The 24,548-nt window shown below is 69.0% G+C and carries 20 protein-coding genes and 1 tRNA gene; 8 read left to right on the top strand and 13 right to left on the bottom strand.

The window, feature by feature from the left end:
• Positions 1–2 precede the first annotated feature (2 nt).
• From AAG565_RS01420 to AAG565_RS01375, 10 genes are all read right to left on the bottom strand, one after another.
• A complete protein-coding gene (locus AAG565_RS01420; RefSeq protein ID WP_348817755.1) occupies positions 3–3,128 on the bottom strand; it encodes an anti-phage-associated DUF499 domain-containing protein in 3,126 nt (1,041 codons plus the stop codon).
• Complete coding sequence (locus tag AAG565_RS01415; protein WP_348817754.1) at positions 3,125–3,322, bottom strand: ribbon-helix-helix protein, CopG family; 198 nt, start codon at positions 3,320–3,322, stop codon at positions 3,125–3,127. Before AAG565_RS01415 ends, AAG565_RS01420 begins: the two co-directional genes overlap by 4 nt.
• A 413-nt stretch (positions 3,323–3,735) precedes the next feature.
• Complete coding sequence (locus AAG565_RS01410; RefSeq protein WP_348817753.1) at positions 3,736–3,891, bottom strand: hypothetical protein; 156 nt, start codon at positions 3,889–3,891, stop codon at positions 3,736–3,738.
• The gene (locus AAG565_RS01405; protein WP_348817752.1) at positions 3,888–5,843 is read right to left on the bottom strand and encodes an HIRAN domain-containing protein; all 1,956 of its coding nucleotides are present in this window, start codon (positions 5,841–5,843) and stop codon (positions 3,888–3,890) included. Before AAG565_RS01405 ends, AAG565_RS01410 begins: the two co-directional genes overlap by 4 nt.
• Positions 5,844–6,103: 260 nt before the next feature.
• Positions 6,104–6,379 (bottom strand): oxidative damage protection protein, encoded by a 276-nt coding sequence (locus tag AAG565_RS01400; protein WP_348817751.1) that lies wholly within the window; start codon positions 6,377–6,379, stop codon positions 6,104–6,106.
• Positions 6,376–7,434: an A/G-specific adenine glycosylase gene (mutY, locus tag AAG565_RS01395; RefSeq protein WP_348817750.1), complete on the bottom strand. Its 1,059-nt coding sequence runs from the start codon at positions 7,432–7,434 to the stop codon at positions 6,376–6,378. The genes AAG565_RS01400 and mutY overlap by 4 nt, the downstream gene beginning before the upstream one ends.
• Positions 7,431–7,997 (bottom strand): hypothetical protein, encoded by a 567-nt coding sequence (locus tag AAG565_RS01390; RefSeq protein WP_348817749.1) that lies wholly within the window; start codon positions 7,995–7,997, stop codon positions 7,431–7,433. Before AAG565_RS01390 ends, mutY begins: the two co-directional genes overlap by 4 nt.
• Positions 7,994–10,408 (bottom strand): AsmA family protein, encoded by a 2,415-nt coding sequence (locus AAG565_RS01385; protein ID WP_348817748.1) that lies wholly within the window; start codon positions 10,406–10,408, stop codon positions 7,994–7,996. The genes AAG565_RS01390 and AAG565_RS01385 overlap by 4 nt, the downstream gene beginning before the upstream one ends.
• A gap of 73 nt (positions 10,409–10,481) precedes the next feature.
• Positions 10,482–11,705: a HAMP domain-containing sensor histidine kinase gene (locus AAG565_RS01380; protein WP_348817747.1), complete on the bottom strand. Its 1,224-nt coding sequence runs from the start codon at positions 11,703–11,705 to the stop codon at positions 10,482–10,484.
• Complete coding sequence (locus AAG565_RS01375; protein WP_348817746.1) at positions 11,695–12,378, bottom strand: response regulator transcription factor; 684 nt, start codon at positions 12,376–12,378, stop codon at positions 11,695–11,697. Before AAG565_RS01375 ends, AAG565_RS01380 begins: the two co-directional genes overlap by 11 nt.
• Positions 12,379–12,525: 147 nt before the next feature.
• Between AAG565_RS01375 and AAG565_RS01370 the strand changes: the two genes are divergently transcribed.
• A complete protein-coding gene (locus AAG565_RS01370) occupies positions 12,526–14,610 on the top strand; it encodes a TonB-dependent receptor (protein ID WP_348817745.1) in 2,085 nt (694 codons plus the stop codon).
• Positions 14,611–14,727: 117 nt separating this feature from the next.
• On the opposite strand, the gene thiS is transcribed toward AAG565_RS01370, so the two are convergent.
• The gene (gene thiS, locus AAG565_RS01365; protein WP_348817744.1) at positions 14,728–14,928 is read right to left on the bottom strand and encodes a sulfur carrier protein ThiS; all 201 of its coding nucleotides are present in this window, start codon (positions 14,926–14,928) and stop codon (positions 14,728–14,730) included.
• Between the two features lie 60 nt (positions 14,929–14,988).
• Here thiS and AAG565_RS01360 point away from each other — a divergent pair.
• The 6 genes from AAG565_RS01360 to AAG565_RS01335 all read left to right on the top strand — a co-directional run bounded on the left by AAG565_RS01360 (position 14,989) and on the right by AAG565_RS01335 (position 18,740).
• Positions 14,989–15,062: transfer RNA gene (locus AAG565_RS01360), tRNA-Gly, on the top strand.
• A gap of 57 nt (positions 15,063–15,119) precedes the next feature.
• On the top strand, positions 15,120–15,899 hold the full coding sequence (locus AAG565_RS01355; RefSeq protein ID WP_348817743.1) for a thiazole synthase: 780 nt from the start codon (positions 15,120–15,122) through the stop codon (positions 15,897–15,899).
• A gap of 127 nt (positions 15,900–16,026) precedes the next feature.
• On the top strand, positions 16,027–16,653 hold the full coding sequence (locus AAG565_RS01350; protein ID WP_348817742.1) for an FMN-binding negative transcriptional regulator: 627 nt from the start codon (positions 16,027–16,029) through the stop codon (positions 16,651–16,653).
• Entirely contained in the window at positions 16,640–17,347 is a 708-nt protein-coding gene (gene trmB / locus AAG565_RS01345) for a tRNA (guanosine(46)-N7)-methyltransferase TrmB (RefSeq protein WP_348817741.1), read from the top strand. The genes AAG565_RS01350 and trmB overlap by 14 nt, the downstream gene beginning before the upstream one ends.
• A 41-nt stretch (positions 17,348–17,388) precedes the next feature.
• Positions 17,389–18,276, top strand: a complete 888-nt coding sequence (locus AAG565_RS01340; protein ID WP_348817740.1) for a phosphoribulokinase — start codon at positions 17,389–17,391, stop codon at positions 18,274–18,276.
• 161 nt (positions 18,277–18,437) lie between these two features.
• On the top strand, positions 18,438–18,740 hold the full coding sequence (locus tag AAG565_RS01335) for a DUF6763 family protein (RefSeq protein WP_348817739.1): 303 nt from the start codon (positions 18,438–18,440) through the stop codon (positions 18,738–18,740).
• Between the two features lie 46 nt (positions 18,741–18,786).
• Here the strand turns inward: AAG565_RS01335 and AAG565_RS01330 are convergent, their stop codons facing one another.
• Complete coding sequence (locus AAG565_RS01330; RefSeq protein ID WP_348817738.1) at positions 18,787–20,775, bottom strand: cation:proton antiporter; 1,989 nt, start codon at positions 20,773–20,775, stop codon at positions 18,787–18,789.
• Positions 20,776–20,915: 140 nt separating this feature from the next.
• Here AAG565_RS01330 and AAG565_RS01325 point away from each other — a divergent pair, with 140 nt between their 5' ends.
• Complete coding sequence (locus AAG565_RS01325) at positions 20,916–21,782, top strand: universal stress protein (protein ID WP_348817737.1); 867 nt, start codon at positions 20,916–20,918, stop codon at positions 21,780–21,782.
• A gap of 5 nt (positions 21,783–21,787) precedes the next feature.
• Here AAG565_RS01325 and AAG565_RS01320 read toward each other — a convergent pair whose 3' ends face one another.
• Positions 21,788–24,541 (bottom strand): cation-transporting P-type ATPase, encoded by a 2,754-nt coding sequence (locus AAG565_RS01320; protein ID WP_348817736.1) that lies wholly within the window; start codon positions 24,539–24,541, stop codon positions 21,788–21,790.
• Positions 24,542–24,548: the final 7 nt, after the last annotated feature.

Here is a 24,548-nt window from a genome sequence, read left to right as displayed (position 1 = left end):
GGTCATTCCTCCTGGCTCACGTCGCCCGGTTTGAGCTCAACACCAGCAATCTTCGCGAACTCCTTGAGCGCAAAGCCCGTGTCGAACTGAATGCCATCGGCGATGGCGATGTTGACCAAGGCTTCGGGCTCGTTGAGCACTTCTCGAAGGCTGTTGACGACGCCTTCGATCATGGCGGCTGTGACTTCGCGCTCTTGGAAGCGCACGGTCACGGTGTTTTCGCCTTCGCCGATCTCGATGCGAACGCCCTTGAATCGCGTGCCGGGTTGATCGCGGAAGCGATTGATGACCCCGAATACACGGTCGGTGGTGTCGAGAGACACGCGCTTCGCCTGCAGGCGAGCCGGCTTGGCGTCGACGATCTGAACCGTCTTGTCGCCACTGGCCGGGATCTGGAAGTCGGCGGTCTTGTTGGCTTCTCCGGCGCGGGCAAACACCAGCAGGCGATAGCTTGCCGCGCCGACCTCGAACGGGCCCTCATACCGCGTGCCGTCCTTCGGGTTGGAGCCATCAAGCGTGTAAAAGAGATCGGCGCGCGGGGTGGCCTCCAGGCGCACACGGCGCTTGTCGGCAGCGGGCTCAACCTGGTGACGGATCTTCAGGTCGGCCAACCAGCGCACGGGCGGGGCACTTTCGTGCTGCCCGGTGGTGTCCTTCACCCAGAAGTAGAGCGTCCCCTCCGTCGTTGCGAAGTTGTCGAGGTCATCGACCTTCTGATCCTTGTCCGTGACCTCGGGCTTGGTCGACCAATAGACCACGGGGCTCGCGCCCGCATGGCGGGGCGTCAGGCTCAACACCGTCTCGCCCGAGTCGGCCTTCACGTTGACGACGGACACATTGACCGTGGCCTTGTCCTTGGGGAAGGGGCCTTTCTCGATGTAGCCGTCTTCACCCAGGCGCCAACGGCCTTGCTTCAATGCCTCCGTCTTGAGGGTGTCCAGCCCGCTCGCCCCCGGCATCCAGGGCCACAGGGCTAAGCACTTGGCGCGCGTGACGACGTCCTTCCACGGCGTGCGGCGGTTGTCTTTGCCGGAGGGCCAGAGGTATTCCTCGGCCTGCGCGAAGTATTCGTCCAGGTTGTCACGGGTCAATTCCCGTACGAGCTTGTAATCGGCCCTGGGGCTTGCGAGCAGACTCTCGATCTGCGCTTCGGCAGACTGATCTTTCTCACCGATCTTGAGCCCTTGGTCGATGGTGACGCCGGCGAGCTTGTCGCAACCATCCATCGGGTCGTTGATGGGGAAATAGAGGCGGTTGTAGGCGGCCGACAGCGCTTTTCCGAAGCGGTCTTCAGCTTCCTCCAGCCGGTCGCGCGCTTCTTCGAACAGCGTGTCGCCAGGCCGAAGCCGTTTGTGGATCTGCTCGATCGCGTAGAGCTCGCGCAGCCGATCCTCGACCGCATCCGCCAACAGGCTGTCCTGGCCCGTGAGCACCAGCAGGTTGTTCTTCTCCTGCTGATAGTCGAAGAAGTTCTGCAGCTCACTGGGGGGAACCTTGCCATCGGGCTTGATCACGATGAGCGTCCGGGGGCCGCCCAGCTTCAGTTCGTCGAGCTTGGGCAGAACCTGCACATCCTGGTACGCAATCTTGCGAACCGGCTCAAGGATGCCGGTAAGCCGATTGATCAGCGCCTGATCGACCTTGGGCTGAGGGACTTCCTTGGCATTGCGCTCGATTTGGCGTGACAGGTTCTCCGTTTCCTTGATGAAGAACCGTTGTTCCTCGCGGTGGAGGTACCAAGCGGCCTCGCGCAGCCGCTGCATGGCTTGAAGGAACTCGTCGGGCTTGCGCTGCGGGGCGGCCAGGAACTCGATGAGCTCGCTCTCGGAGAGACCGATCCGCCCCCCGACAGCGCGGGACAGGCTGGAGGCCAGCAGCAGGGTCATCACCTGTCGCGCGGCATCAGAACCTAGCTCGTCGTCGATGTGTTCGGCAATTGCGTTGCCGTTGTCGGCGATGTCCCGCGTGACGGCCGGCATCAGCTTCGGTGCGATGCGTTCGATCTCGTCCTTGACCTGATCGTCGTTGAGGTTGAGATGCTGCGTGCCGATCAGAAAGACGTCATCCGCTTCGCGTTCCTCGACGCTCTTGAGGAGTCGAGCGGTGAACTGCATCAGGCCGCGGGTTTGGCGGAACCCTTCGTTCTCCTTGAACAAGGCGACCAAGTGCTTGAACGAGGGATGGAAGGGATAGGTCTCCCGCACCTGCTCGGCGATCTGCTCGATGCTGCTGGCAACAATGTAGCCGCCGTCCTCGGCCTTCTTGATCTGCTGGGCGTACTCCTCGGCCACGTCGGCGATGACACGCTCGTCGGGCAGCTCGTCGATGAGCCGCTTCTTGAGGATCTCGTAGATCTCATTGCCGGCCAGTTGCACCGGCGTGATCGTCATCGCTTGCCGGCGCGTCTCCTGCTGGAGATTGGAAATCGCGTCCGCGAGAGCCTTCGTCTGAGCTTTGTAGCTTCCGGAGAGATTTGCAACGACGATGGCGCAGTTGGGCAACTCCAGCGCAGCACTCATCAAACTGGAGAGGCTGTAGACCACCATGTTGGCCAGCGTGCCTTCCCCGTAGCGCAGGGTGCTGGCGTTGTCGAGATAGGGCGGCAGCTCATCGAGCAGGATCAACGTTGGCTTGTCACCGATGATTTCCTTCCACTTGCGTTGATCGACGGCTTTGGGACCATTAACCCAGTAGGGCTTGATGGCATCCTCGGCACCGAGTTGGCTTGCGATCTCGCCCCAGATGTAGTTGTCCGGGTTGTTGCGGCCGTTGAAGGCGGCAATGCGTGCCTCACCAAATTCGATACGTGCGGCCAAGTCGGCGGGCAGAACTTCCGAGCGCAGATGGGGGTGTCGCGCAAGCAGGCCGAGCGCGATCATCATGTGCGTCTTACCGCCACCCATCGCCTGGGTGAGCTCGAAGACCGCTTGGTCAGACTTGCCGGACAGGCGCAGGAGCCCCTCGCGGAACAGCTGCTCCATGCCATGCGTGACGTAGTTGCGGGAAAAGAACTCGCGGCCGTCGCCCTCGTCTCGGATGAGCTCTGCGAGGTTCTCGATGCCTTGGCTCATCCGGTAGTCACGGATGATTGGATTGAACCGGCAGGCCTGCTTGACCGTCTTGATCATGAACGCGCTCCGTGGTTGTTCTTGGCTTCCTTGGAGAGCGGAATCGCAATGCCGCGCTGCTCGCAGTAGTTCCGGATCAGAACCTCGATCATGTTTGCAATGGATCGGTGCTCCTGATCCGCCGCGAGGCGAAGAGCCTCTTTCAGTCCGGGGTCGATGCGAAAGGTCAGCGTGGCGGTCTTGCTCGTGGCCATAGGCTCTCCAGAAACCACTGCAAATGTACTGCATTCGACAGTATTGGAGCGGCTCCCACAATGCGGAATGCGTGGGATCAACCTCAGCATGACGGTCTTGATCGACGCTAAACCGATGCCGCAGGCGCGGCAGTCGGGCGTAGCTGTGATCGTCTGGCGCGGCAAGCGCCAACACCTTGGAAGTCATGAGCCTGTCGGTCTGTGAGCGTGGCCGGTATGAACGCGCTTCTCAGCCGAGAAGCCAAGCGGCAGCCGGAACAGGTCTGCCGGCTCACGCAGCCCGAAGCCAAGCCACGATCCCGAACCAGGCGATTCGGTGTTGGCCGCCCAGATGCTTCAAGGAGTCCAGCGTGTTCGGGCGGGCGAGGCGTACGTCCCTCCTGATTCCGCCTGGTCGCGCGCATCTTGGGAGGTCAGCCCATTGCTGGTGATCGCAGGTTAAAATCAAAAGTGAAGCCCACCACCAGACTTTCACGCCCAACCTTCTCCCGTTGGGCGTTTTCATTTCCGGCTTTCCCGACACCACGGGCTTCGGCCGATCGGCTGACGGTCTCGTCGATGAGGGTCATGCGGGTCGCGCTTGCGCACGGGGCTCGGGTGCATCGACGACAAAAGCTACCCTTTGCCACGGCGGCGCCTCGGGATCGATCTCGACGATGCGTGCGGCCAGCGGCTCGCCGGAATCGAGCCTTTGGGCGATTTCGGCGTTCACGGCGCGCGGCACGTAGCCGAGCTTCTGGCCCTGCCAGTCGAGGCGCACCGCCAGCTGGTCGTGCGGGTTGTCCGGTTCACGCACCAAAGCGAGCGGCTGGCCGACGGCGAATCGCGCTTCGAGTCGCGGCCCGGCGTGATGCGGGTAGCCGGCGACATGGGTCAGCAGCAGGGGTTCGGGTGGCAGCGGCTGCTGATTCAGCCACGCGAGGGTCTGCTGCAGCTGGCGCTCGGACTTGGCGTCCAGCCAAGCTGCGCGGCGCCGTGCATCGACGCGCGCGATGTCGAGCCGACTGCGTGTCTCCAGCGCCGCCCGGCGGGCCTCCTGCCGTGACGGGGCATTGAGCGCCACGGCGACGACCGCAGCCCACGCCGTCATCGCAGGACTGACCTCGCCGTTGCACGGGCCGCGCAGCTGCACGAGGCGGTACCGGGTGTCGTGGGGACTCTCGTCGTGCAGGCTGGGATGGTACTGCGCGGTGGCGCGCTCGCCATCGGCGAGGCGCAGGGCGAAGATGCGGTCGCCGGCGACGCAGTCGGGCCAGTAGCTGCCGACGCAGTGCCGCAGCTCTTCGCCTTCACGGGCGAGTTCCGCGGGCGAGAGCAGTTCCGTCGCGAAACGCCCGCACGCGTCGTGGCGCTCCAGGATCGCCGGCAGCCGGAACCCGTCCGGTGTTTGCCAGCGGTCGAGCACGGGCCGCTGCCGGTGCCACCGCGCCGAGGCGGCGAACAAGCCCAACAGCCCGTGGCATGCGAGCCAGGCGGCGGCGAGCCGGCCGGCACCCGGCCCATACGGGCGTCCCAGCAGCGTGGCGGCCCGTTCGCGTGCGGCCTGCAGGAAATCGCGGCAATCGGCCAGGCACGCGTGCAGGTCGCCGTAGCGTCGTGCGGCGGTTTCCCAGGTGCGTGTCCACCCGAGCCGAAACGCGCCGCGATGCACGGCGGGCTGCTGAGGCGGCGAAGCGGCGCGGTCGTCGGCGCCCAGCAACGCGAAGTAGTTGGCGAGATACAGATGCCAGCGCTCGAAATCGGCCGGAGTGGGGCGCTGGTTGTCGGGCAGTGCATCGAGCAGCGCCAGCCACCTCCGGCGCATCGCAGGGCTGGGCGCCGGCCAGTGGGCGGCATTCACCGGCGCGCGTACCAGCCCCTTGGAGATGCGGTAGTGCTGCGCCAGCGCCGCGGCGAGATCGCGGCCGGCGTCGATCGCGGCTTCCACGGCCGGATCTGTCTCGCGCCAGGCATGGCGTTTGCCGCCCCAGACATTGGGCCCGGGGTGGGCGGTGAGTAGGATCGGGACGGTCAGCGCCGGGAAGCGGCCGAGCGCCTGCGCGCGCCGCATGCGCAGTTCGGGCGGCAGCGTGGCCAGCCGGTTGTAGTTGCGTACCGAGGCGTAGAAGCGTTGCGGCAGCGGGTGCGGGGCCGCGCCGTCTCGGCGGGTGATGGCCGCCGGCGTCGGCGCCCGCTCCAGCGCGAGCAGCAGGCACATGACCTCGGCGTCGAGCAGGCGGGCAAAACGCTGGTAGCCGGGATCGAACAAGAAGCCGGCATGGTCCTTGTTCGGCGCCGGCAGGACCGGCGCGGCGTAGAGCACTTGTGCTTGGCCGAAAGCGGGGTGTTCGATTTTCCAGATGCTACCGCGCATGTCGTCCGCCACGGCTCCGGCCAGCGCAGCGATCACGCTGTCGTCGCCGGGGACGGCCTTCGCCAGCCGGAAGGCGAGTACCCGGCCGTCGGCGAGAATCAGCCACAGCCGCGGATCGTCGTCGTTGTTGCCGAAGACATGACCCGGCAGCCACAGCCGCGCGCGCACTGCGGGAGACGGAGGCGCGATGCACGAGGCTGCAGCGCGCGGCAATGGCAAAACGACGGCATGCGGAGGATTTAACTGCATGCCGGAGATTGTTCCGGCTGTCGGGCTCAAAAACCGAGCCCGCGCCGCAGCGCCGGGTCATGCCTGCCGAGCGGGTGGCTCCGGCGGACGGTTGGCACCGGAACGGTTCTGTGTTCCCGCTGCGGCGCGGTGATTCATTCGATGCGCACGGGTCTCGCGCCGAATCACCGCGCGCGTGCTCACGGCTTCGCCGGCGGCACGTAACCCGTCTCGGCGGTGTGGCCGTCGCCGAAGAAGTAACGCTCCATCTCCGCGCTGAGGAACTTGCGCGCCTGGGCGTCGGCGAGGACCAGGCGGTACTCGTTGATCAGGCGCGTCTGCTGCGCGATCCAGTCCTGCCACGCGCGCCGCGACACGTGTTCGTAGATGCGCTGACCGAGCGGGCCGGGCAGCGGCGGGCGGTCGAGTCCTTCGGCGTCGATGCCGAGCTTGATGCAATGGACGGTGCGGCTCATGTTGCGACGGGCTGGAGTGCGGAGGCGATGAGTTTGCGGACCGGCGCGGGCAGACCGAGTTCCGGCAGCTCGGATAGCCTAACCCAGCGCCAGCGACCGGGCTCGGCGAGAACGTCAATGTGTTGCAGCTCGATGCGCAGCGGCTGCAGTTCGAGGTCGAAGTGGGTGAAGCCGTGGCGCAGCGCCGGCAGCGTCCGCGGGCTCGCGCCGTCGAGCAGGCCCTGTGCCCAGCCGCCGCTGGCGAGTTGCGCATCGTCGAGCAGCGGCGGGCACCACAGCCCGCCCCAGATGCCCAGCGGCGCGCGCTTCTCCAGCAGCAGCTCGCCGTCGCCGTTCGAGGCCAACAGCAGGCGCGCATGGCGCAGCGGGCGGGTTCTCCGGGGACGCGGCTGCGGATAGCGTTCCACGGCGCCCAGCGCCAAGGCCTTGCAGTCGGTCGCGACCGGACAGCGCGCGCAGGCGGGGCGTCGCGGCGTGCAGACCGTGGCGCCGAGGTCCATCAATGCCTGCGTGTAGTCCGCCAGACGTTCTTGCGGCAGGTGTTGCTCGGCCAGCGCCCACAACCGCTTCTGCACCGCCGGCGCGCCGGGCCAGCCGTCGATCGCGGCGTGGCGCGCCAGCACCCGGCGCACGTTGCCGTCGAGGATCGCGGCGCGCAGGCCGAACGCCTGCGCGAGGATCGCGCCGGCGGTCGAGCGGCCGATGCCGGGCAGCTCGCTCAGCGCATCGAGCGTGCGCGGGAATGCGCCGCCGTGGCGTTCGACGAGCTGCTGCGCGCAGCGGTGCAGGTTGCGGGCGCGGGCGTAGTAGCCCAGCCCCGACCACAGCGCGAGCACCTCGTCGATCGGCGCATGTGCCAGCGCGACCACGTCGGGGAAGCGCGCGACGAAACGCTCGAAGTACGGGATCACTGTGCCGACCTGCGTCTGCTGCAGCATGATTTCCGACAGCCAGACGCGGTAGGGATCGCGCGGCTGCTGCCACGGCAGGTCGTGACGGCCGTGCGCCGCATGCCAGTCCAGCAGGCGGATGGCGAAGGCCGGCGGCGCGCTCACGGGGATGTTCCGGTGCGCGCGAGCCGCTCGATGCCCTGCGCGGTCTGCAGCGCCTCGTTGCGCATCGCGCGTTCGATCGCCCACGGGCCGATCAGCGGCGGGATCCAGAAGTCGGGTTCGAGCTCGGCCTGGAAGTCGAGGCAGGTCTGTCGGCCGCAGTGCGTCATGCGCCAGCGGGCGCGGCCGTAGCGCAGGTTGCTCAGTTCGGGAATCACGCGCGCGTCCAGGCCGAGCGCGCCGTGTTCCCGTACCTCGACGATGTCCTGCACCTGGTCGAGATGCGTGCAGAAGAACCAGACGCAGACGCGGATGCGCGTGTACAGGCGTTGTGCGCCCGGTGTTGCGCCGGTCATGCTGCGTGCGACTTCGATCGCGTCGTTGATGCGCGGGAGGTTGGAGAAGTCGCGGAACACGCCGAAACTCTGCGCCAGCGGGCTGTCGAGCCGTGCGACCAGATGCATGCGGTAGAGCGGCGCGGCGCGTTCGATCTGCAGCGTCTGCACGTCGGCGGCGGCAGCGGGTGTGCAGAGCGCGGCGATGAGCATCGCCAGCGCGGTCCTCACGTCGGCGGCGTCGGCTCGGCCGGCGCGGGTGTCGGTTCCGGCTGCTTGTCCTTCTTCTTCCGGCCGAACAGCAGGTCGCCCAACTTCTCGGCGGCCTTTTCCTTGAGCTGCTGCTCGGTGGCCTGGCCCTTGGGCAGGTCCAGTTCCTTGGCGAGTTGGTTCTTCAGCTGTTCCTTGGCCTTGTCCTTGAGCACGCCTTCGAGGTCGAGCTTGTACTTGGGCGAGAACAGGTTGCCGCTGATCTCGATCGGCACGGTCAGGCCCCTGAGCTGGTCCAGGCCCTTGCCGCCCTGGCCCTGGCTCGTCTCGACGACGGTCGGCTTGGCCAGGAAGCGGATGGTTTCGTTGGCGAGATCGATCTGGCCGCTGCCGGCGAGCCGGAAGGCGGGGCTGGCGGCGGCGAGGTCGCTGGTCCTGAGCACGCCGTTGGTGATCGTCGCGCTGGCCGCAAGGGTGGCGAAGTCCGTCGTCTGCGGTTCGGTTTCGGTGGGGGCGGCCTGGCCGGCGAGGAGCGCCTGACCCTGACGCAGAATCTGACCGAGGTTGAAGCCCTTGACCGCGCCATTCTCCACCTTGACCGCGACGCTGCCGTTGAGCGCCTTGCGCAGTTCGCCGACGGTGGCGCCACGGCTGTTGAGATCCAGCTGCACGCTGCCCAGGCCACTGACGTAGTCCTTGCCCAGCAAGTCCTGCAGGAAGGGCGCCGCACTCAAGGCATTGAGGCTGGTTTTCAGCGCGAAGGTCGGCGCGCCGTCCGCCGCGTAGCGGTTGCTCAGGTTGACCGTGCCGCCGTACAGCCTGGCGGTCAGATCCTGGGTCTTGGGCGCCTTGCCGCTGCCGCTGAGCTTCAGGCGCACGTCGGTGAGCTTGAGGCCGTTTATCGTCATCCGGCCGATGTCGATCGTGCCGTTGGCGTTGAGCTGTTCGAGCGCCTCGGTCGGCAGCTTGATGTCATTGATGTCGCCGCCGCCCTGCGCCGGCGGCTTGCCGGCTTCTTCCGCTTTCTTGGGGGGCAGGTAACGGTCGGCATCGATGGCATCGAGCCTGAGTGCAAACTCCAGCGCCTGTGTCGCAAAGTCGCTGACGGCCAGCCGTCCCTGCATGGTGCTGTCGTCGAGGCTCAGCTGAAAATCGTTGAATGTGGCCGACTTGAAACTGCCGCCGTACTGCGCCTTGAAGCTGGCGCGCGACAGCGCTTTCGGGTCGGCGGTGTCGAGCGGCACGTCGAGCTTCTTCAGCAGTTCGCGCGGCGAGAACGGCGCGATGGCGATCGGGCCTGACAGCTTCGGGTGTTCGCCGGCGAGGCCCTCGCCCTTGATCTGCGTGGTGACGTCCAGCCCCAGCGCCTGCACGCGGCCGTTGTCGAAGGCCAGTGCGCCGGTTTTCTGGTCGTAACGCAGCGTGCCGCTCAGCTTCACGTCCTGGCTGCCGCCGGGCAGTGGCTTGCCGGCGGCCTTGATCGCCAGGTCGAGGCCGTCGATGCTGAACACCTGCGCCGCGAGATCGGCGACGAGGGCGAGGCCGACGCGGCCGTCCGCATTCAGGTCGAGGCCCTGGGCCTTGAAGCGGATGTCGAGCGGCCCGGTTTCGATGCGCTGGGCGTTCAGGTCGGCGCTGAGGTCACCGTCGAACGTGACTTCCGCGCTGGCATCCTTGCCATCGGCGATCTTCCTGCCATCGGCCTTGATCGTGCCCTTGAGCTTTTCGATCTGGAAGCGCTGCGCCTTGAGGTCCGGAATCACGTGCGCGCCGAGCTGGATCGCGGCCTGCGCCGCCGGCTGCTCGGCCTGCGCCAGCAGATCGAGCACGACGTCGAAGGGCTTGCCGGGCTTGAACGCGCTGACTTCGAGACTCAGCGGTTCGATGCGGTAGGCCGTCCCCGCCTTGGCGTCACGGTAGCCGATCGAGGCGTTGCTGACGGCGATGCCGCCGATGTCGATGTCCTCGATCCGGACCTTCGCTTCGACCTGCACGGGTTCGGGTGCCGGTGTCTCCGCCGGCTTCTGGCGGTCGAGCAGGTCCTGCCAGTTGCCGACGCCTTCCTTGTTCACCGCCAGGTTCAGGCGCAGGCCGTCGAGCTTGACGCTGCTGACCTGGACCTGGCGGTGCAGCAGCAGCGGCATCAGCTTGACGCCGACGCCGACTTGGCGGATCTCGGCGAAGGGCTCGGTGCCGAAACCTTCGGCGTTGCCGAGCCGGGCGTCGGCGAGCGCGACCCGGAGCCACGGGAAGACCTGCAGCTGGATGCGGCCGACTTCGAACGTGCGGCCGGTCTGCTCGTGGACGATGCCGCCGACGCGGCCGCGGAAGCTGTTCGGGTCGAACAACAGCGGCAGCGCCACGGCCGCCGCGACGATCAGCAGCAGCAGGACACCGATGATGGCGAGGACGATCTTGAGCGGCTTGGCCATGGGTGGGAACGCGTGACTCGGGAACGCGGAGTGTAGCCGCTCCGCCCGACCGGCCGATGAACGCGGAGGCGGGTCAGAAGCGCAGTTCGGCGACCGCGCCGCCGTGCGCCCCGTTGCGCACGTCGAGTGTCCAGTTCTGGCGCTGCGCGAGCAGGCGTGACAGGTACAGGCCGATGCCGCTGCCGCCGGCGCGGCCGTGCGTACCGGGCTCGAAGACGTGCGCCAGCAGCGCCGGGTCGATGCCGTCGCCGTCGTCGGCCACGCGCAGGCAGCCCGCTTCGAGCGTGACGGTGATGTGGCCCTCGGGTGCGGCCTTGAGGGCGTTGCGCAGGAGATTCGTGAAGATCGTCGCGAAGGCCGCGGCCGGCACGGCGGCGCGCACCTCGGCCAGCTGCCAGCGCACCTGCGCGGTGGTGCCGGCGAGCCAGGGTTCGGCCCAGACCGGCAGCTGCTCGTGCAGCGCCAGCGCACCGGCCGGCTCCGATTCGCTGCCGCGCGCGGCCTGCAGCAGCGTGTCGAGCGTCGCGCTCGCGGTCGTCACCGCGCGCTGCACGCGGCGCAGGCGTTCGCGGTCCGCTTCGGTCGCCGGCGCGATCATGTCGGCGGCGATGCGGATCGAGGTCAACGGCGTGCGCAGCTCGTGGCCGGCGGCGGCGGCAAAGGCGCGCTCGCGCTGTACGCGCTGCTCGATTTCCGCGACCAGGCCGTTGATCGCTTCGATCACGGCGCCGAACTGGCGATCGCCGGGCTGCGTCTGCAGCGGCTGCAGGCGTTCGCGATCGAGCGCGCGGATGCGCGCGACCAGCGAGTCCACCGGCGTCGTCAGCCGTTGCGCGATCGCGCGCGCGGCCAGCAGGGACAGCAACGCCGCGAGCGCCAGCGCCGCAGCGACCACGGCGATCAGCCAGCGTTCGCGCTGCGCGAAGCGCGTCACGTCGTAGGCGAGGTAGTAGCGCTGGCCGTTGCCGCGTTCGCCGACCAGCACGTGGAACTCGCGGCCGTCCATGTGCACGTCGCGGTGCGAACCGGGCGCGAGGCGGCGCAGCGCCGCCGGCATGGCGTCGGGCCGGGCGGGGTCAGCCTCGTACAGCGAGATACCCTGCGCGGTGCTGACGACCGTGCCGGGCGCCGCCGGGGCGGCGAGCAGGGACGCGGCCTCGCGCTGCAGGATCGAGGCGAGCACGGTCTGTTCCATCCAGGCGTGCCCGAACCACAGCACGCCGCCGACCAGCGTGCCGACCGCGACCGACAGGCCGAACAGCGCCAGCCCGACGCGCCGCCGCAGTTCAGACCGCATCGTCGGACAGGCGATAGCCGACGCCGTGCACGGTGTGCAGCAGCTTGCGCTTGAACGGCCGGTCGATCGCAGCGCGCAGCGCGTGCATGTGGATGCGCAGCACGTCGTCCTCCGGCACCTGCTCGCCCCACAGCAGTTGCTCAAGCTCGCCGCGCGCGACGACGCGCGGTGACTCGCGCATCAGGTGTTCGAGCAGGCGCCGCGTCGTCGGCGTCAGCACCAGAGTCTTCTGCTGGCGTGTCGCCAGCAGCCGGACCGGGTCGTAGCGCAGGTCGGCGACCTGCAAGCTCGTGTCCGGCACCGCCGGGGCCTGCGCGGTGCGGCGCTGCAGCGCCTGCAGGCGCACTTCAAGCTCGGCCAGTGCGAACGGCTTGACCAGGTAATCGTCGGCGCCGGCGCCGAAGCCTTCGAGCTTGTCGTCGAGACTGCCGAGCGCGGTGAGCATCAGCACCGGCGTGGTCTGCGCCTGGGCGCGCAGCCGCCGGCACAGTTCCGCGCCGTCGATGCGCGGCAGCATGCGGTCGAGCACGATCGCGTCGTAACGGTTCTGCGCAGCCTTGCGCAGGCCGCTGCCGCCGTCGTGGGCCAGCTCGGTCGCATGGCCGTGTGCGTGCAGGTACTCGCGGATGCCTTCGGCGATGTCGCGGTCGTCTTCGATGACGAGGATGTGCATGGGCAGCGGGCGCGGGTGGACGGCGCGAGCATGCCAGAGCCTCCGGTGCAGCCCAAGCGCCCGTGCTGAGGGGATTCCCGCGTTTACAAATCCTTAACGAGCGGCCACAGTGCGCGCCGTCGCGCGTGCGGTGCGGGGAGCAGGGGAATGAAGCGTGTCAGGGTGGCGGCCGGATGGGCCGCGATGCTGGTGCTGGGCGGCGTCGCGCGGGCGGCCGACGAGGCCGTGCAGCTGGAGCCGCAGCAGGTCACGGCCAGCCGCAGCGACGCGGCAGAGGACGAGGTTGCGCAGGCGCTGACCGTGGTCACGCGTGCACAGATCGAGCGCGAAGCGCCGCAGACCTGGACCGACCTGCTGCGCGGCCAGGCCGGCGCGTTCACGCAGGCCTCGGGACCGGGGCAGGGCATCGTCATCGTGCGCGGGCTCAAGGGCTCGGAGGTGCTGCACCTGGTCGATGGCATGCGCCTGAACAACGCGTTCTTCCGCAACTCGCCGAGCCAGTACATCGCGCTGGTCGATCCGTACAACATAGAGCGCGTCGAACTGCAGCGCGGGCCCGGCGCCACGCTGTACGGCTCGGATGCGATGGGCGGCGTCGTGCAGATCCTCACCCCCGAGTACCGTTTCGACGGCGAGGACTGGGACACCGCCGGCGCCTTGCGTCTGCAGTACGGTAGCGCCGACCTCGCGCGCATCGCGCGCGTCGAGGCGGCGGCCGGAAACCGCGATGTCGCCCTGTCCGGTGGCTTCACGTTCATGGATTACGGCGAGCGCGACCTCGGCGGCGGTGGCCGCGAGGCGCTGACCGACTACCTGGCGCGCGGTTACGACGCCAAGCTGCGGTGGACGCCGGGTGCGCGGCACGAGCTGATGCTCGGCGGCCAGTATTTCGAGTATCCGAAGCTGGCGCGCTATTTCGACGTCGCCGGCGGTCCGGGCGGACCGGGCGGGGACGTTCAGTCATACTTCCAGCCCAACGACCGCCAGTTCGTGCACGCACGCTACCGCTACCTCGAACCGCTGGGCATGCTGCACGGCATCGAGATCCATCTCGCGCAGCAGCAGGTCGAGGACGACCGCCTGCGTCAGCCCAACGACAGTCGCATCGACACCGAGCAGAACCGGAGCACGCTCGACGGGTTCACGCTGCAGGCGTGGACGCCGCTGGGCGACACGCTGCGCCTGCGCTACGGATTCGACCTGTACCGCGACACGGTGGACAGCACCAGGCAGCGCACGACGATCGCGACCGGCGCGACGACCGACACGACCAGCACCTTCCCCGACGGCGCGCAGCAGGACAGCCTCGGCGTCTATGTGCACGGCGAATGGCGCGCGCTGCCGCGCTGGCGTGTCGATGCCGGCCTGCGCTACAGCCGCGTCGCCACGGACCTGCCGGCGACGGCGGTCAGCGAGCCGGCGGAGTTCGCGGACGACGACCTGACCTGGCAGCTCGGCACGCTGCTCGACCTGAGCGAGCGTCTCGCGTGGACCGCGACCGCGGCGCGCGGCTTCCGTGCGCCCAACATCTTTGACCTGGGCACGCTCGGCCCGCGCCCGAACAGCAACCAGGTCAACGTGCCCAATCCGGACCTGCGGCCGGAAACGGTGACGTCCTTCGACACCGGCCTGCGCTGGCGCGCCGGTGGCCTGCGCGCGGAGATCACCGCGTTTTTCGCCGACCATGACGATCGCATCGAGCCGCGCGAGCCGACCGGCAACACGATCCCGAACGGCGAGCTGGGCTGCACGCAGGCCGACGGCTGCGTCGAGGTGCAGAGCCGCAACATCGCCGAGGCGCGTTACTGGGGCATCGAGAGCGCGCTGCGCTGGCGCGCCGGCGTCACCGACGCCTACGCAGTGCTGAACTGGACCTGCGGCCAGGAACTGCGCGACGGCGCGCCGACCACGCCGGCCAACCGCATCCCGCCGCTCAACGGCCAGGTCGGCGCGATCTTCGCGGTACCACACGCGCTGACGATCGAACCCTATCTGCAGTTCGCCGGCCGCCAGGAACGCCTCGACGACGACGACCGCGACGACGTGCGCATCGACCCGCGGGGTACCGGCGGATGGGCGACGCTGAACCTGCGCCTGGCGTGGGTGGCGCGCGACGGCTTGCGCCTGCAGCTCGACGGCCGCAACCTGCTCGACAAGGACTACCGCGAGCACGGCTCCGGCATCGATGCGGCGGGGGCGGGGCTGGTGGCTGCGGCGGTGGCGAGCTGGTAGAGGCGGCTCACGCGAATGTCGGTCGGTGGCGCCATCTCTGGCGCGACCGCTGCCGGCTCGATGACCCCGGCCGGGCGTCCGCCGACACGCGACGCGGTGCTTCGCAGGCGTGTCGGATCACCCGCCGCCGATCGCGTGCACGATCAGCAGCTCGTCGCCGTCGGCCAGCGGCGTCGCGGCATGGCGCGAGCGCGGCACGATCTCGCCGTTGCGCTCGACCGCGACACGGCGTTCGCCGAGCTGCAGTTCGGCGAGCAGGTCGGCGATCGTCGTCGGGCGATCGAGCCGGCGGATGTCGCCGTTGACGGTGATCTGCATGGGCCAGCGAGGCGACTTGAATGGGAGGCACGGCCTTGGACTACAATCTGCGTCGGCCGGGCGGGCGTAGTTTAATGGTAGAACTGAAGCTTCCCAAGCTTCTAGCGTGGGTTCGATTCCCATCGCCCGCTCCAGATTTCTGACCCGAGGGTGGCACGCGCGTGCCACCCTTTTTCGTCCCCGGAGTTCTCGTGGAAGACAGCCTGCAGATCGCCGGTCGCGCCTACCGGTCGCGGCTGCTCGTCGGCACCGGCAAGTACAAGGATCTCGACCAGACGCGCCGCGCGATCGAGGCCAGCGGCGCCGAGATCGTCACCGTCGCGGTGCGCCGCACCAACATCGGACAGAACGCGAACGAGCCGAACCTGCTCGACGTGATCCCGCCGTCGCGCTACACGATCCTGCCGAACACTGCCGGCTGCTACACCGCCGACGACGCGGTGCGCACTTGCCGGCTCGCGCGCGAGCTGCTCGACGGCCACGACCTGGTCAAGCTCGAAGTGCTGGGTGACCCGAAGACCCTGTACCCGGACGTGCCGGCCACGCTGGAAGCCGCGAAGGTTCTGGTCGCGGACGGCTTCAAGGTGATGGTCTATACCAGCGACGATCCGATCGTCTGCAGGCGTCTGGAAGACCTGGGCTGCGTCGCGGTGATGCCGCTGGCCGCGCCGATCGGCTCCGGTCTGGGCATCCAGAACAAGTACAACATCCTGACCATCGTCGAGAACGCGAAGGTGCCGATCCTGGTCGATGCCGGTGTCGGCACCGCCAGCGATGCCGCGATCGCGATGGAGCTGGGCTGCGACGGCGTGCTGATGAACACGGCGATCGCCGAGGCCAGGGATCCGGTGCTGATGGCCAGTGCGATGAAGAAGGCGATCGAAGCCGGCCGCGAGGCGTTCCGCGCCGGACGCATGCCGCGCCGCCGCTATGCCAGCGCGTCGTCGCCCGTCGAGGGCCTCCCGTTCTAGCCGGCCGGTCAAACGCCGCCAAGCCCGCGCAGGCGGGCATCCAGAACGCCCGATTGGCTGCGAGCTGCCTGGATTTCCGCCTCTGCGGGAATGACGATTTCAATAGCTGCGAGCCGGTTCCGTTCACATGTCGCTCTACACGCCCCGCCACTTCACCGCACCTGCGTCCGAGGACGCCGTCGCGCTGATGCGCGCGTATCCGTTCGCCACGCTGATCACCGCGTCCGCAGGCGAGCCCAGCGTCAGCCACGTGCCGTTGATCTGGGCGCCGGGCGGCGACTGGGGCGAGCTGTACGGGCACCTCGCGAAGGCCAATCCGCACTGGCAGCAGTTCGCCGGCGGCTGGACGATGGCGCTGTTCCATGGCCCGCACGCGTACATTTCGCCGTCCTGGTACGTGCAACCCGAGCGCGAGGTGCCGACCTGGAACTACGCGACCGTACACGCGCATGGCCAGCCGCAACTGATCGAGGATCGTGACGACAAGCTCGCGCTGATCGACCGCAGCGTCGCGCTGTTCGAGGCGCACAACACGCCGCCGTGGACGCGCGCGCTCGATGGCGAACGGCTCGAGGCGATGCTGCGCAGCATCGTCGCCTTCCGCATGCCGATCGCGCGCGTCGATGCCAAGTTCAAGATGAACCAGAACCGGACCGCGGCCGACCGCGCCCAGGTGGTCGCGCGGCTGCGCAACGGCAGCCACCCCGATCTGCAGGCGATGGCGGACTGGATGCAGACCCATGAAACCCGCTGACGCCCACTCCGGCGACGTCGTGCGCCGCCGCGAGATCCGTTCGTTCGTACGCCGCGAAGGGCGCATGACCGAAGGCCAGCAGCGCGCGCTCGCAGCGCTGTGGCCGCGCTACGGTGTCGAGAAGCCGGACGCGCCGCTCGATCCGGCGCGGCTGTTCGGCCGCAGTGCGCCGCTCGTGTTCGAGATCGGCTTCGGCATGGGCGACCACCTGTTCAGCCGCGTCGTCGATGAGCCGGAGCGCGACTTCTTCGGCGTCGAGGTCCATCGCCCCGGTGTCGGCCGCCTGCTCAGCCGCGCGCAGGCCGCGGGGTGCGGCAACCTGCGCGTGGCCTGCGCCGACGCCGTCGAGGTGCTGCGCGACTGGCTGCCGGAACGCAGTCTCGACGAGATCGTCATCCAGTTCCCCGATCCCTGGCAAAAGAAGCGCCACCACAAGCGCCGCCTGATCCAGCCGGAATTCGCGCGTCTGGCGGCGTCGCGCCTCAAGTCCGGCGGCCTGCTGTCGCTGGCGACCGACTGGGCCGAATACGCCGAACACATGCTCGCCGTGCTCAATGCCGAACCGGCGCTGCGCAACGAGGCAGCCGACGGCCGCTACGTGCCGCGGCCGGCGACGCGCCTGAAGACCAAGTTCGAGCTGCGCGGCGAACGTCTCGGCCACGCCGTGTTCGATCTCGCCTACCGGCGCGTCTGACATTCCGTCGTCATGCGGACTCCGGTAGGCTGATTCGCATCATGTCCGCCCTTCACCCCATCGTCGGCATCACCGGCTCCAGCGGCGCCGGCACCAGCACGGCGGTCAAGGCGTTCAACCGCGTCTTCGAGCAGCTGCAGCTGCGCGCCGCCTTCGTCGAGGGCGACGCCTTTCACGCCTACGACCGCGAGCAGCTGCGCCGCACGCTCGAACGCGCACGTATCCGCGGCGAGAACTTCTCGCTGTTCGGCCCGTCCGGCAACCTGCTCGAGCGGCTCGAACAGCTGCTGCGCGAGTACGGCGAGTCCGGCACCGGCACGACGCGGCATTACCTGCACCTGCAGGCGGAGGCCGATGCCGCCGGGCAGCCGGTCGGCACCTTCACGCCCTGGGAGCGGCTGCCGCAGGATACCGACCTGCTGTTCTACGAGGGGCTGCACGGCGGTTATGTCGGCGAGGACGTCAACATCGCGCGCCACATGGACCTGCTGATCGGGGTCGTGCCGGTGATCAATCTGGAATGGATCCAGAAGATCCGTCGCGATACCGCCGAGCGCGGTTACCAGCCGGAGGAGGTACGGCGCACGATCCTGCGGCGCATGCCCGATTACGTCGATTACATCGTGCCGCAGTATTCGCGCACCGACGTCAACTTCCAGCGCGTGCCTCTGGTGGATACCAGCAATCCGCTCGACGCGCGCGAGATCCCGCGCCCGGAGGAGAGCCTGGTGGTGATCCATTTCAACGCACACAGCCGCATCCGTGCCGACTTCGAGCTGCTGCTCGACGAGCTGCCGGGCGCGTTCCAGTCACAGGCGCAGACCATGGTGGTGCCGGGACTGCAGCAGGAGCGCGCGCTGGAGCTGATCCTCAAGCCGGCGATCGCCGAGCTGATCGCGCGCCGCGAGGCGGCACGGGTCGCGTCCTGAGCGCGCCGCCCGGGCATTCGTCCGACTTTCAGCCGCTTGCGGGGACTCCTTGCAGCGCACGCTTGAAGCCTGGCGTTGACCGGCGTACAACCATCGAACGGGCTGCGGCCGGAATCCTCGGGCCGGGCGCCGGGCATCACGGTCGATGCGGGGGTGCGCAGATGGCGGAATGGTTGAATGACCTGGCGGTCGGCCAGTGGTTCAAGACCGAGGGCGAGCCGTTCGAGATCATCGGTATCGACACCGATGCCGAGGTCGTCCTGGTGCAGCATTTCGACGGCACGCTCGAAGATTTCGATTTCGACACCTGGCTGCAGATGTCCGCGCGTCCCTGCGCGCCGCCGGAAGACTATTCCGGAGCGCTCGACATCGAACGCGAGGACTATGACGTCGCGCGCGACGACGACGTCAGCGTCCGCCCCGGGCGCTGGAACAGTCCGCTCGACATGATCGACCAGCTATAGCGGAGCGTCACCCTCGCGCAGCACGCCGGCGCGTCCCGTCCTTCGTTCAGTGCTTGTCGCGCCGCAGCGGCGTCAGCAGTCTCTGCTCCGCGGCCTGCAGGTCCTCCGGCGATCCGAACAGCACCAGCGCATCGCCCGCCTCCAGCCGGGTGTCGAGCGGCGGCGACAGCCGGCGCTGGCCATTGCGCACCACCGCGGTCACGGCGACGCCGTCTAGCGAGAGTTCCGCCAGGCTGCGGCCGCGCGCGGTGCTGTTGTCGCCGAGCACGACGACGCGCAGGCGGTCGGCGTTCGCGTCGGCTGCGCTCTCCGTCAGCGGATCGCCGAGGAACACCTCGCGCAACAGGCGGTAGCGCTCGCTGCGCTGACTCTGGATGCGACGCACGATGCGCGACAGCGGCGTGCCCAGCAGCAGCAGGGCGTGGGTCGCGATCATCAGGCCGGCTTCCAGCGTCTCCGGGACCACCTCGGTCGCCCCTGCCGCGCGCAGTTCCTCGACGTGCGTCTCGTCGCGCGTGCGCACCATCACCGGCAGGTCCGGCCGCAGGCTGCGGACCACGTCCAGCACCTTGCGCGCCGCCGGCAGTTCCGAATGGCTGATCACGATCAGCCGTGCCGTGGCGATGCCCACCGCTTCGAGGATGTCGCGCTCCGAGGCGTCGCCGTAGAACGCCGGCTCACCGGCGGTGTGTGCCTCGCGGACACGCGCCGGATCGAGGTCGAGCGCGACGTGCGGGATGCCTTCGACTTCGAGCAGGTTGGCGACGCTCTGGCCGATGCGCCCGTACCCGCAGATGATGACGTGGCCGCTGAGCCGGCCGGTGGTCGCCGGCGCCGGACGCGGCGCCGGGCTCTGCTCCGCGCGCGGCACCGTCCGTCCGATCCAGGCGGTGAGCGCGCGGTTGTGACGGATCAGGAATGGCGCGGCGATCATCGAGAACAGCACGGCGGTCAGCGCGATCTGGCCGGTGCGTTCGTCGATGACGCCGGCACCGAGCGCGATCGCCAGCAGCGCGAAGCCGAACTCGCCACCGACCGCGACGACCAGGCCGGTGCGGACGGCCGCGCGCAGATCGACGCCCGAGTAGCGGACGATCAGCGTCACCAGCGCGAGCTTGCTGGCGAGCAGGGCGAGCGCGCCGGCCAGCGCCCACGGCCAGATGGCCGGCAGCAGCGCCGGATCGAACAGCATGCCGATGCCGACGAAGAACAGGCCGAGCAGCACGTCGCGGAACGGCCGGATCGTCGCTTCGACCTGATGCCGGAACTCGGTCTCGCCGAGCATCATGCCGGCGAGGAAGGCGCCGAAGGCCATCGACAGGCCGAAATGCTCGGTGGTCCAGCCCGCCGCCAGCGACACCAGCAGCACGGTCAGCGTGAACACCTCGGCGGAGCGCAGTTCTGCGACCAGATGGAACAGCGGGCGCAGCAGCCAGCGGCCCAGGACGATCACCAGGACGAAGGCCAGCACGGCCTTGGCCGCGGCCCAGCCCAGGTCCAGCGCGATCGTGCTCGCCGCCGCTGCGGTGCCCAGTGCCGGGATCACCACCACGAACGGGACCGCGGTGACGTCCTGGAATACCGATATCGCCGTCCCGAGCCGGCCGTGCCGGCTGTCCTGTTCGCCCTGTTCGTTGAGCTGCTTGACGATGATCGTCGTCGAGGACTGCGCGAACACGGCGCCGATGACGAAGGCCGCGGCAGCCGGCAGTCCGGCCAGCCAGCCGACGACGCCGATGCAGACGGTGGTCATAAGCACCTGTCCGGCACCCTGCGTGAGCACCTGGCTGCGCAGGGCGTTGATCTGCGGCAGCGAGTAGTTCAGCCCGGTGGTGAACAGCAGGAAGACGATGCCCAGTTCGGCGAGTTCGCCGACCTGCTGCAGATGGACGACCGGCCCGGCGGTGTGCGGTCCGAGCAGCACGCCGACCAGCAGGTACCCCAGGCTCGACGGAATGTTGAGCCGATGAAAGCCGACCACGACCGCGACCGCGGCGGCCAGCAGCAGCAGCATCTGGGGGACGGCGTACTCCATCGGGTTCCGGCATTGAGGAGACGGCTCTGCGGGAATCCCGCGCCGTCCGGGCCGCTCATTGTAGTCGGCGTCCGGCCGGCGCTCGGTGGAGCCGACACTGCGCTAAGGTATGGCCAGGCCCACGCGGACACCGTCCCGACATGCCACGCCTGCTGATCGCCACGGATTTCTCGACCCGCTCGGACCGGGCGCTGCGTCGCGCCTGCCTGCTGGCGAAATCCCTGCCCGCCGCGCTGGCGTTGGTGCACGTGATCGACCCGGATCGTCCCGCCGCGCTGGTGGAGGCCGAGCGCCGGGCGGCGGAGACCCTGCTCGCAGGCATGCAGCGCGGCTTGCGCGAAGTCGATGGCATCGACTGCGATGTGCGGCTGGTCGAAGGCGAGCCCTTCGAGGGGATCGCGTCGGCGGTCTCCGACAGCGGCGCGGATCTCGTCGTCATCGGGCCGCACCGGCGGCAGCTGCTGCGCGACGTGTTCGTCGGCACGACCGCGGAGCGCACGGTGCGCACGAGCCGGCGGCCGGTGCTGATGTGCAATGCGGTGCCGGTCGAACCGTATCGCCGGATCGCCGTCGCCGTCGATCTGTCGGCGGTCTCGGCCGCCGCGCTGCGCTCGGTGTACGCGCTGGGCCTCGATCGCGGCGCGGCGGTGAGCGTGCTGCATGTCTTCGATGCGCTCGCCGCCGATCTGGGTCTGCGGTCGCCGGGGCTGCCGGTGGCCGGCGCCGAGATGGTCGAGCAGGCGCGCCAGCAGGCGCAGCAGGACGTCGTGCACTTCCTGCAGCGGCACGGCCTGCCTTCGCTGCCGATCGAGCTGTACCGCAACGACGGCGCGGCCGGGGCCGTGATCCAGGCCGCGGCCGAGCGCTGCGGCGCGGATCTGCTGGTGCTCGGCACGCGCGGGCAGCGGCAGCTCGCCGTGCAGATGCTCGGCAGCGTCGCCGAGGCGGTGATGCGCGTCGCCCGCATCGATGTGCTGGCGGTGCCGCCCGGCGACACCGGCGCCTGAGACTGCTACGGCGTCTTCCGCGAGTTCTGCAGCGACAGCCGCACCCGCTTCTCCAGCTCCGCGCAGCACAGCAGGGCGATGCCGATCGCGATCGTGACGCAGCCGTCCAGCAGCGACAGTGACCGCGTGGCGAAGACGGACTGCGCCGCCGGCAGGTAGGTGAACGCGAGCTGCGCGGCGAACACCGTGGCGATGCCGATCAGCACCGCACGCGTGCCGAGCACGCCGCGCCAGGTCAGCGCGGTGCCGTGCACGTAGCGCACGCTGAACAGATAGAACACTTCCATCGCGACGATGCTGTTCACGACCAGCGTGCGCGCGTACTCGATCGGCAGGCCACGCCGTTCGGCCCAGAAGAACACCGAGAACGCTCCGGCGACGAACAGCATCGACACGAAAGCGATGCGCCAGGCCAGGCTGCGGTCGAGAATCGGCTGGCTGGCGGCGCGCGGCCGGCGTCGCATCGTGCCGGGTTCGGTCGGCTCGAAGGCCAGCGTCAGGCCCAGTGCGACCGCCGTCACCATGTTGATCCACAGGATCTGCAGCGGCGTGATCGGCAGCGCGAGCCCCATGGCGATGGCGGCGATGATCGTCAGCGCCTCGCCGCCATTGGTCGGCAGTGTCCAGGCGATGACCTTCATCACGTTGTCGTACACCGTGCGGCCTTCGCGCACCGCGGCGACAATGGAGGCGAAGTTGTCGTCGGCCAGCACGATCTCGGCCGCCTCCTTGGCGGCGTCGGTACCCTTGCGTCCCATCGCGATGCCGACATCCGCGCGCTTGAGCGCCGGTGCGTCGTTGACGCCGTCGCCGGTCATCGCCACGGCCTGTCCATTGGCCTGCAGCGCCTGTACCAGACGCAGCTTGTGCTCGGGCGTGGTGCGCGCGAACACCGCGGTCTCGCGCACGGCGGTGCGCAGCGCGGCGTCGTCGAGCCGGTCCAGCTCGCTGCCGGTCAGCACGGCCGGTGCCTCGGCCAGCCCGAGCTGACGCGCGATCTCGCGCGCAGTCACGGCGTGGTCGCCGGTGATCATCGCCACGCGAATGCCAGCGCTCCGGCAATCGGCGACCGCGCGGATCGCCTCCTCGCGCGGCGGATCGATGAAGCCGACCAGGCCGAGCAGGCAGGCGTCGTGATCCACGTCGGCGAAACTCAGGCTCTGCCTGGGTTCCGGCAGCGCCTTGGCCGCGAATGCCAGCACGCGCTGGCCATGCGCCGCCAGCTTCTCCGCCGCCCCGTGCCATGCGTCGGCGTCGATCGGCCGGTCGCCGTCCGCGCCGCGTGCAGAGCGGCACATCGCGATGATGCGCTCGGGCGCGCCCTTGATCAGGATGAAGGCGCTGCCGTCGTGGCCGTGATGCAGCGTCGCCATGAACCGGTGCTGCGCATCGAACGGAATCTCGTCGGTGCGCGGGAACTGCTTGCGCAGCAATGGCGCGTCGGCGAACGCCTTGTGCGCCAGGGTGACCAGCGCGCCCTCCATCGGATCGCCATCGACGATCCAGCCGGCTTCGGTCCGGCGGATGTCGGCGTCGTTGCACAGCAGGCCGGCGCGTGCGATCTCGGCGAGCAGCGGATCCTGCGCCGGGTCGGTGGCGTGCCCGCAGCTGCGGAAGTCGCCGTCCGGCGCGTAGCCGACGCCGCCGACCTCGTACTCGCCGCTGCCGACGACGACCCCGCGCGCGGTCATCTCGTTGCGGGTCAGCGTGCCGGTCTTGTCCGAGCAGATCACCGAGACCGAGCCGAGGGTCTCGACGGCGGGCAGGCGCCGGACTATCGCATTGCGCGCGGCCATGCGCTGGACGCCGATCGCCAGCGCGATGGTCATGATCGCCGGCAGTCCTTCCGGAATCGCGGCCACGGCGATGCCGACCACGACCATGAACGCATCCTCCGCCGCGTAGCCGCGCATCCACAGCGCGAAGGCGAACACCAGCACCGACATGCCGAGCACGACCAGCGTCAGTTGCCGGGCGAAGGCATCCATCTGCCGGATCAGCGGCGTGCGCAGGGTATCGACGTCGCTGAGCAGGCGGCTGATGCGGCCGAGCTCGGTGCGTGCGCCGGTGGCCACGGCGATGCCGGTGGCCTGGCCGGCGGTGATGAAGGTCCCGGAGTAGGCCATCGAGCGGCGGTCGCCCAGCACCGCGTCGGCCGTCACCGGCGCCTCGGACTTCTCCACCGGTACGGATTCCCCGGTCAGGATCGCTTCGTCGATGCGCAGGTTGCGCGCGCGCAGCAGGCGCAGATCGGCGGGCACCCGGTCGCCGGCTTCGAGCAGCACGATGTCGCCCGCAACGATCTGCTCGGCGGGCAGCGTGGTGCGCCGGCCGTCGCGCAGGACCGACGCCTGCGGATCGACCATGCCGCGGATCGCATCCAGCGCGCGTTCGGCGCGACCTTCCTGCACGAAGCCGATCGCCGCGTTGATCACGACGACGGCGAGCACCACGACGGCATCGAGCTCATGCCCCAGGACGAGCGACAGCACCGCCGCCACCAGCAGCACGTAGATCAGCAGGTTGTGGAACTGCAGCAGCAGGCGCTTGAGGGCGCTGCGGCGTGGCGGCTGCGGCAGCCGATTGGGGCCGTGCGCGCGCAGGCGCGCATCGGCAGCCGCCGCGTCGAGGCCGCGCGGCGTCGTCTGCAGGGCCGCGAGCGCAGACTCGATGTCGAGCGCGTGCCAGCGCGGAGTGTCGCCGGGTTCCGCGCCGGCGCGGGGCACGGAACTCGCGGGTGTCGGGTTCGTCATCGGCATGCGCTCT

Source organism: Fontimonas sp. SYSU GA230001, from assembly GCF_040066175.1.
Taxonomy (GTDB): Bacteria; Pseudomonadota; Gammaproteobacteria; order Nevskiales; family Nevskiaceae; genus Solimonas.
Note: the sequence above shows the minus strand (reverse complement) of the source record. Positions and strands in the feature narration are given on the sequence as shown.

Bases quoted from the DNA above. Each gene is read 5' to 3' on its own strand.
- AAG565_RS01420 (WP_348817755.1), bottom strand. From the start codon at position 3,128: ATGATCAAGACGGTCAAGCAGGCCTGCCGGTTCAATCCAATCATCCGT.
- AAG565_RS01415 (WP_348817754.1), bottom strand. From the start codon at position 3,322: ATGGCCACGAGCAAGACCGCCACGCTGACCTTTCGCATCGACCCCGGA.
- AAG565_RS01410 (WP_348817753.1), bottom strand. From the start codon at position 3,891: ATGACCCTCATCGACGAGACCGTCAGCCGATCGGCCGAAGCCCGTGGT.
- AAG565_RS01400 (WP_348817751.1), bottom strand. From the start codon at position 6,379: ATGAGCCGCACCGTCCATTGCATCAAGCTCGGCATCGACGCCGAAGGA.
- AAG565_RS01385 (WP_348817748.1), bottom strand. From the start codon at position 10,408: ATGGCCAAGCCGCTCAAGATCGTCCTCGCCATCATCGGTGTCCTGCTG.
- AAG565_RS01380 (WP_348817747.1), bottom strand. From the start codon at position 11,705: ATGCGGTCTGAACTGCGGCGGCGCGTCGGGCTGGCGCTGTTCGGCCTG.
- AAG565_RS01375 (WP_348817746.1), bottom strand. From the start codon at position 12,378: ATGCACATCCTCGTCATCGAAGACGACCGCGACATCGCCGAAGGCATC.
- AAG565_RS01370 (WP_348817745.1), top strand. From the start codon at position 12,526: ATGAAGCGTGTCAGGGTGGCGGCCGGATGGGCCGCGATGCTGGTGCTG.
- thiS (WP_348817744.1), bottom strand. From the start codon at position 14,928: ATGCAGATCACCGTCAACGGCGACATCCGCCGGCTCGATCGCCCGACG.
- AAG565_RS01350 (WP_348817742.1), top strand. From the start codon at position 16,027: ATGTCGCTCTACACGCCCCGCCACTTCACCGCACCTGCGTCCGAGGAC.
- trmB (WP_348817741.1), top strand. From the start codon at position 16,640: ATGAAACCCGCTGACGCCCACTCCGGCGACGTCGTGCGCCGCCGCGAG.
- AAG565_RS01340 (WP_348817740.1), top strand. From the start codon at position 17,389: ATGTCCGCCCTTCACCCCATCGTCGGCATCACCGGCTCCAGCGGCGCC.
- AAG565_RS01335 (WP_348817739.1), top strand. From the start codon at position 18,438: ATGGCGGAATGGTTGAATGACCTGGCGGTCGGCCAGTGGTTCAAGACC.
- AAG565_RS01330 (WP_348817738.1), bottom strand. From the start codon at position 20,775: ATGGAGTACGCCGTCCCCCAGATGCTGCTGCTGCTGGCCGCCGCGGTC.
- AAG565_RS01325 (WP_348817737.1), top strand. From the start codon at position 20,916: ATGCCACGCCTGCTGATCGCCACGGATTTCTCGACCCGCTCGGACCGG.
- AAG565_RS01320 (WP_348817736.1), bottom strand. From the start codon at position 24,541: ATGCCGATGACGAACCCGACACCCGCGAGTTCCGTGCCCCGCGCCGGC.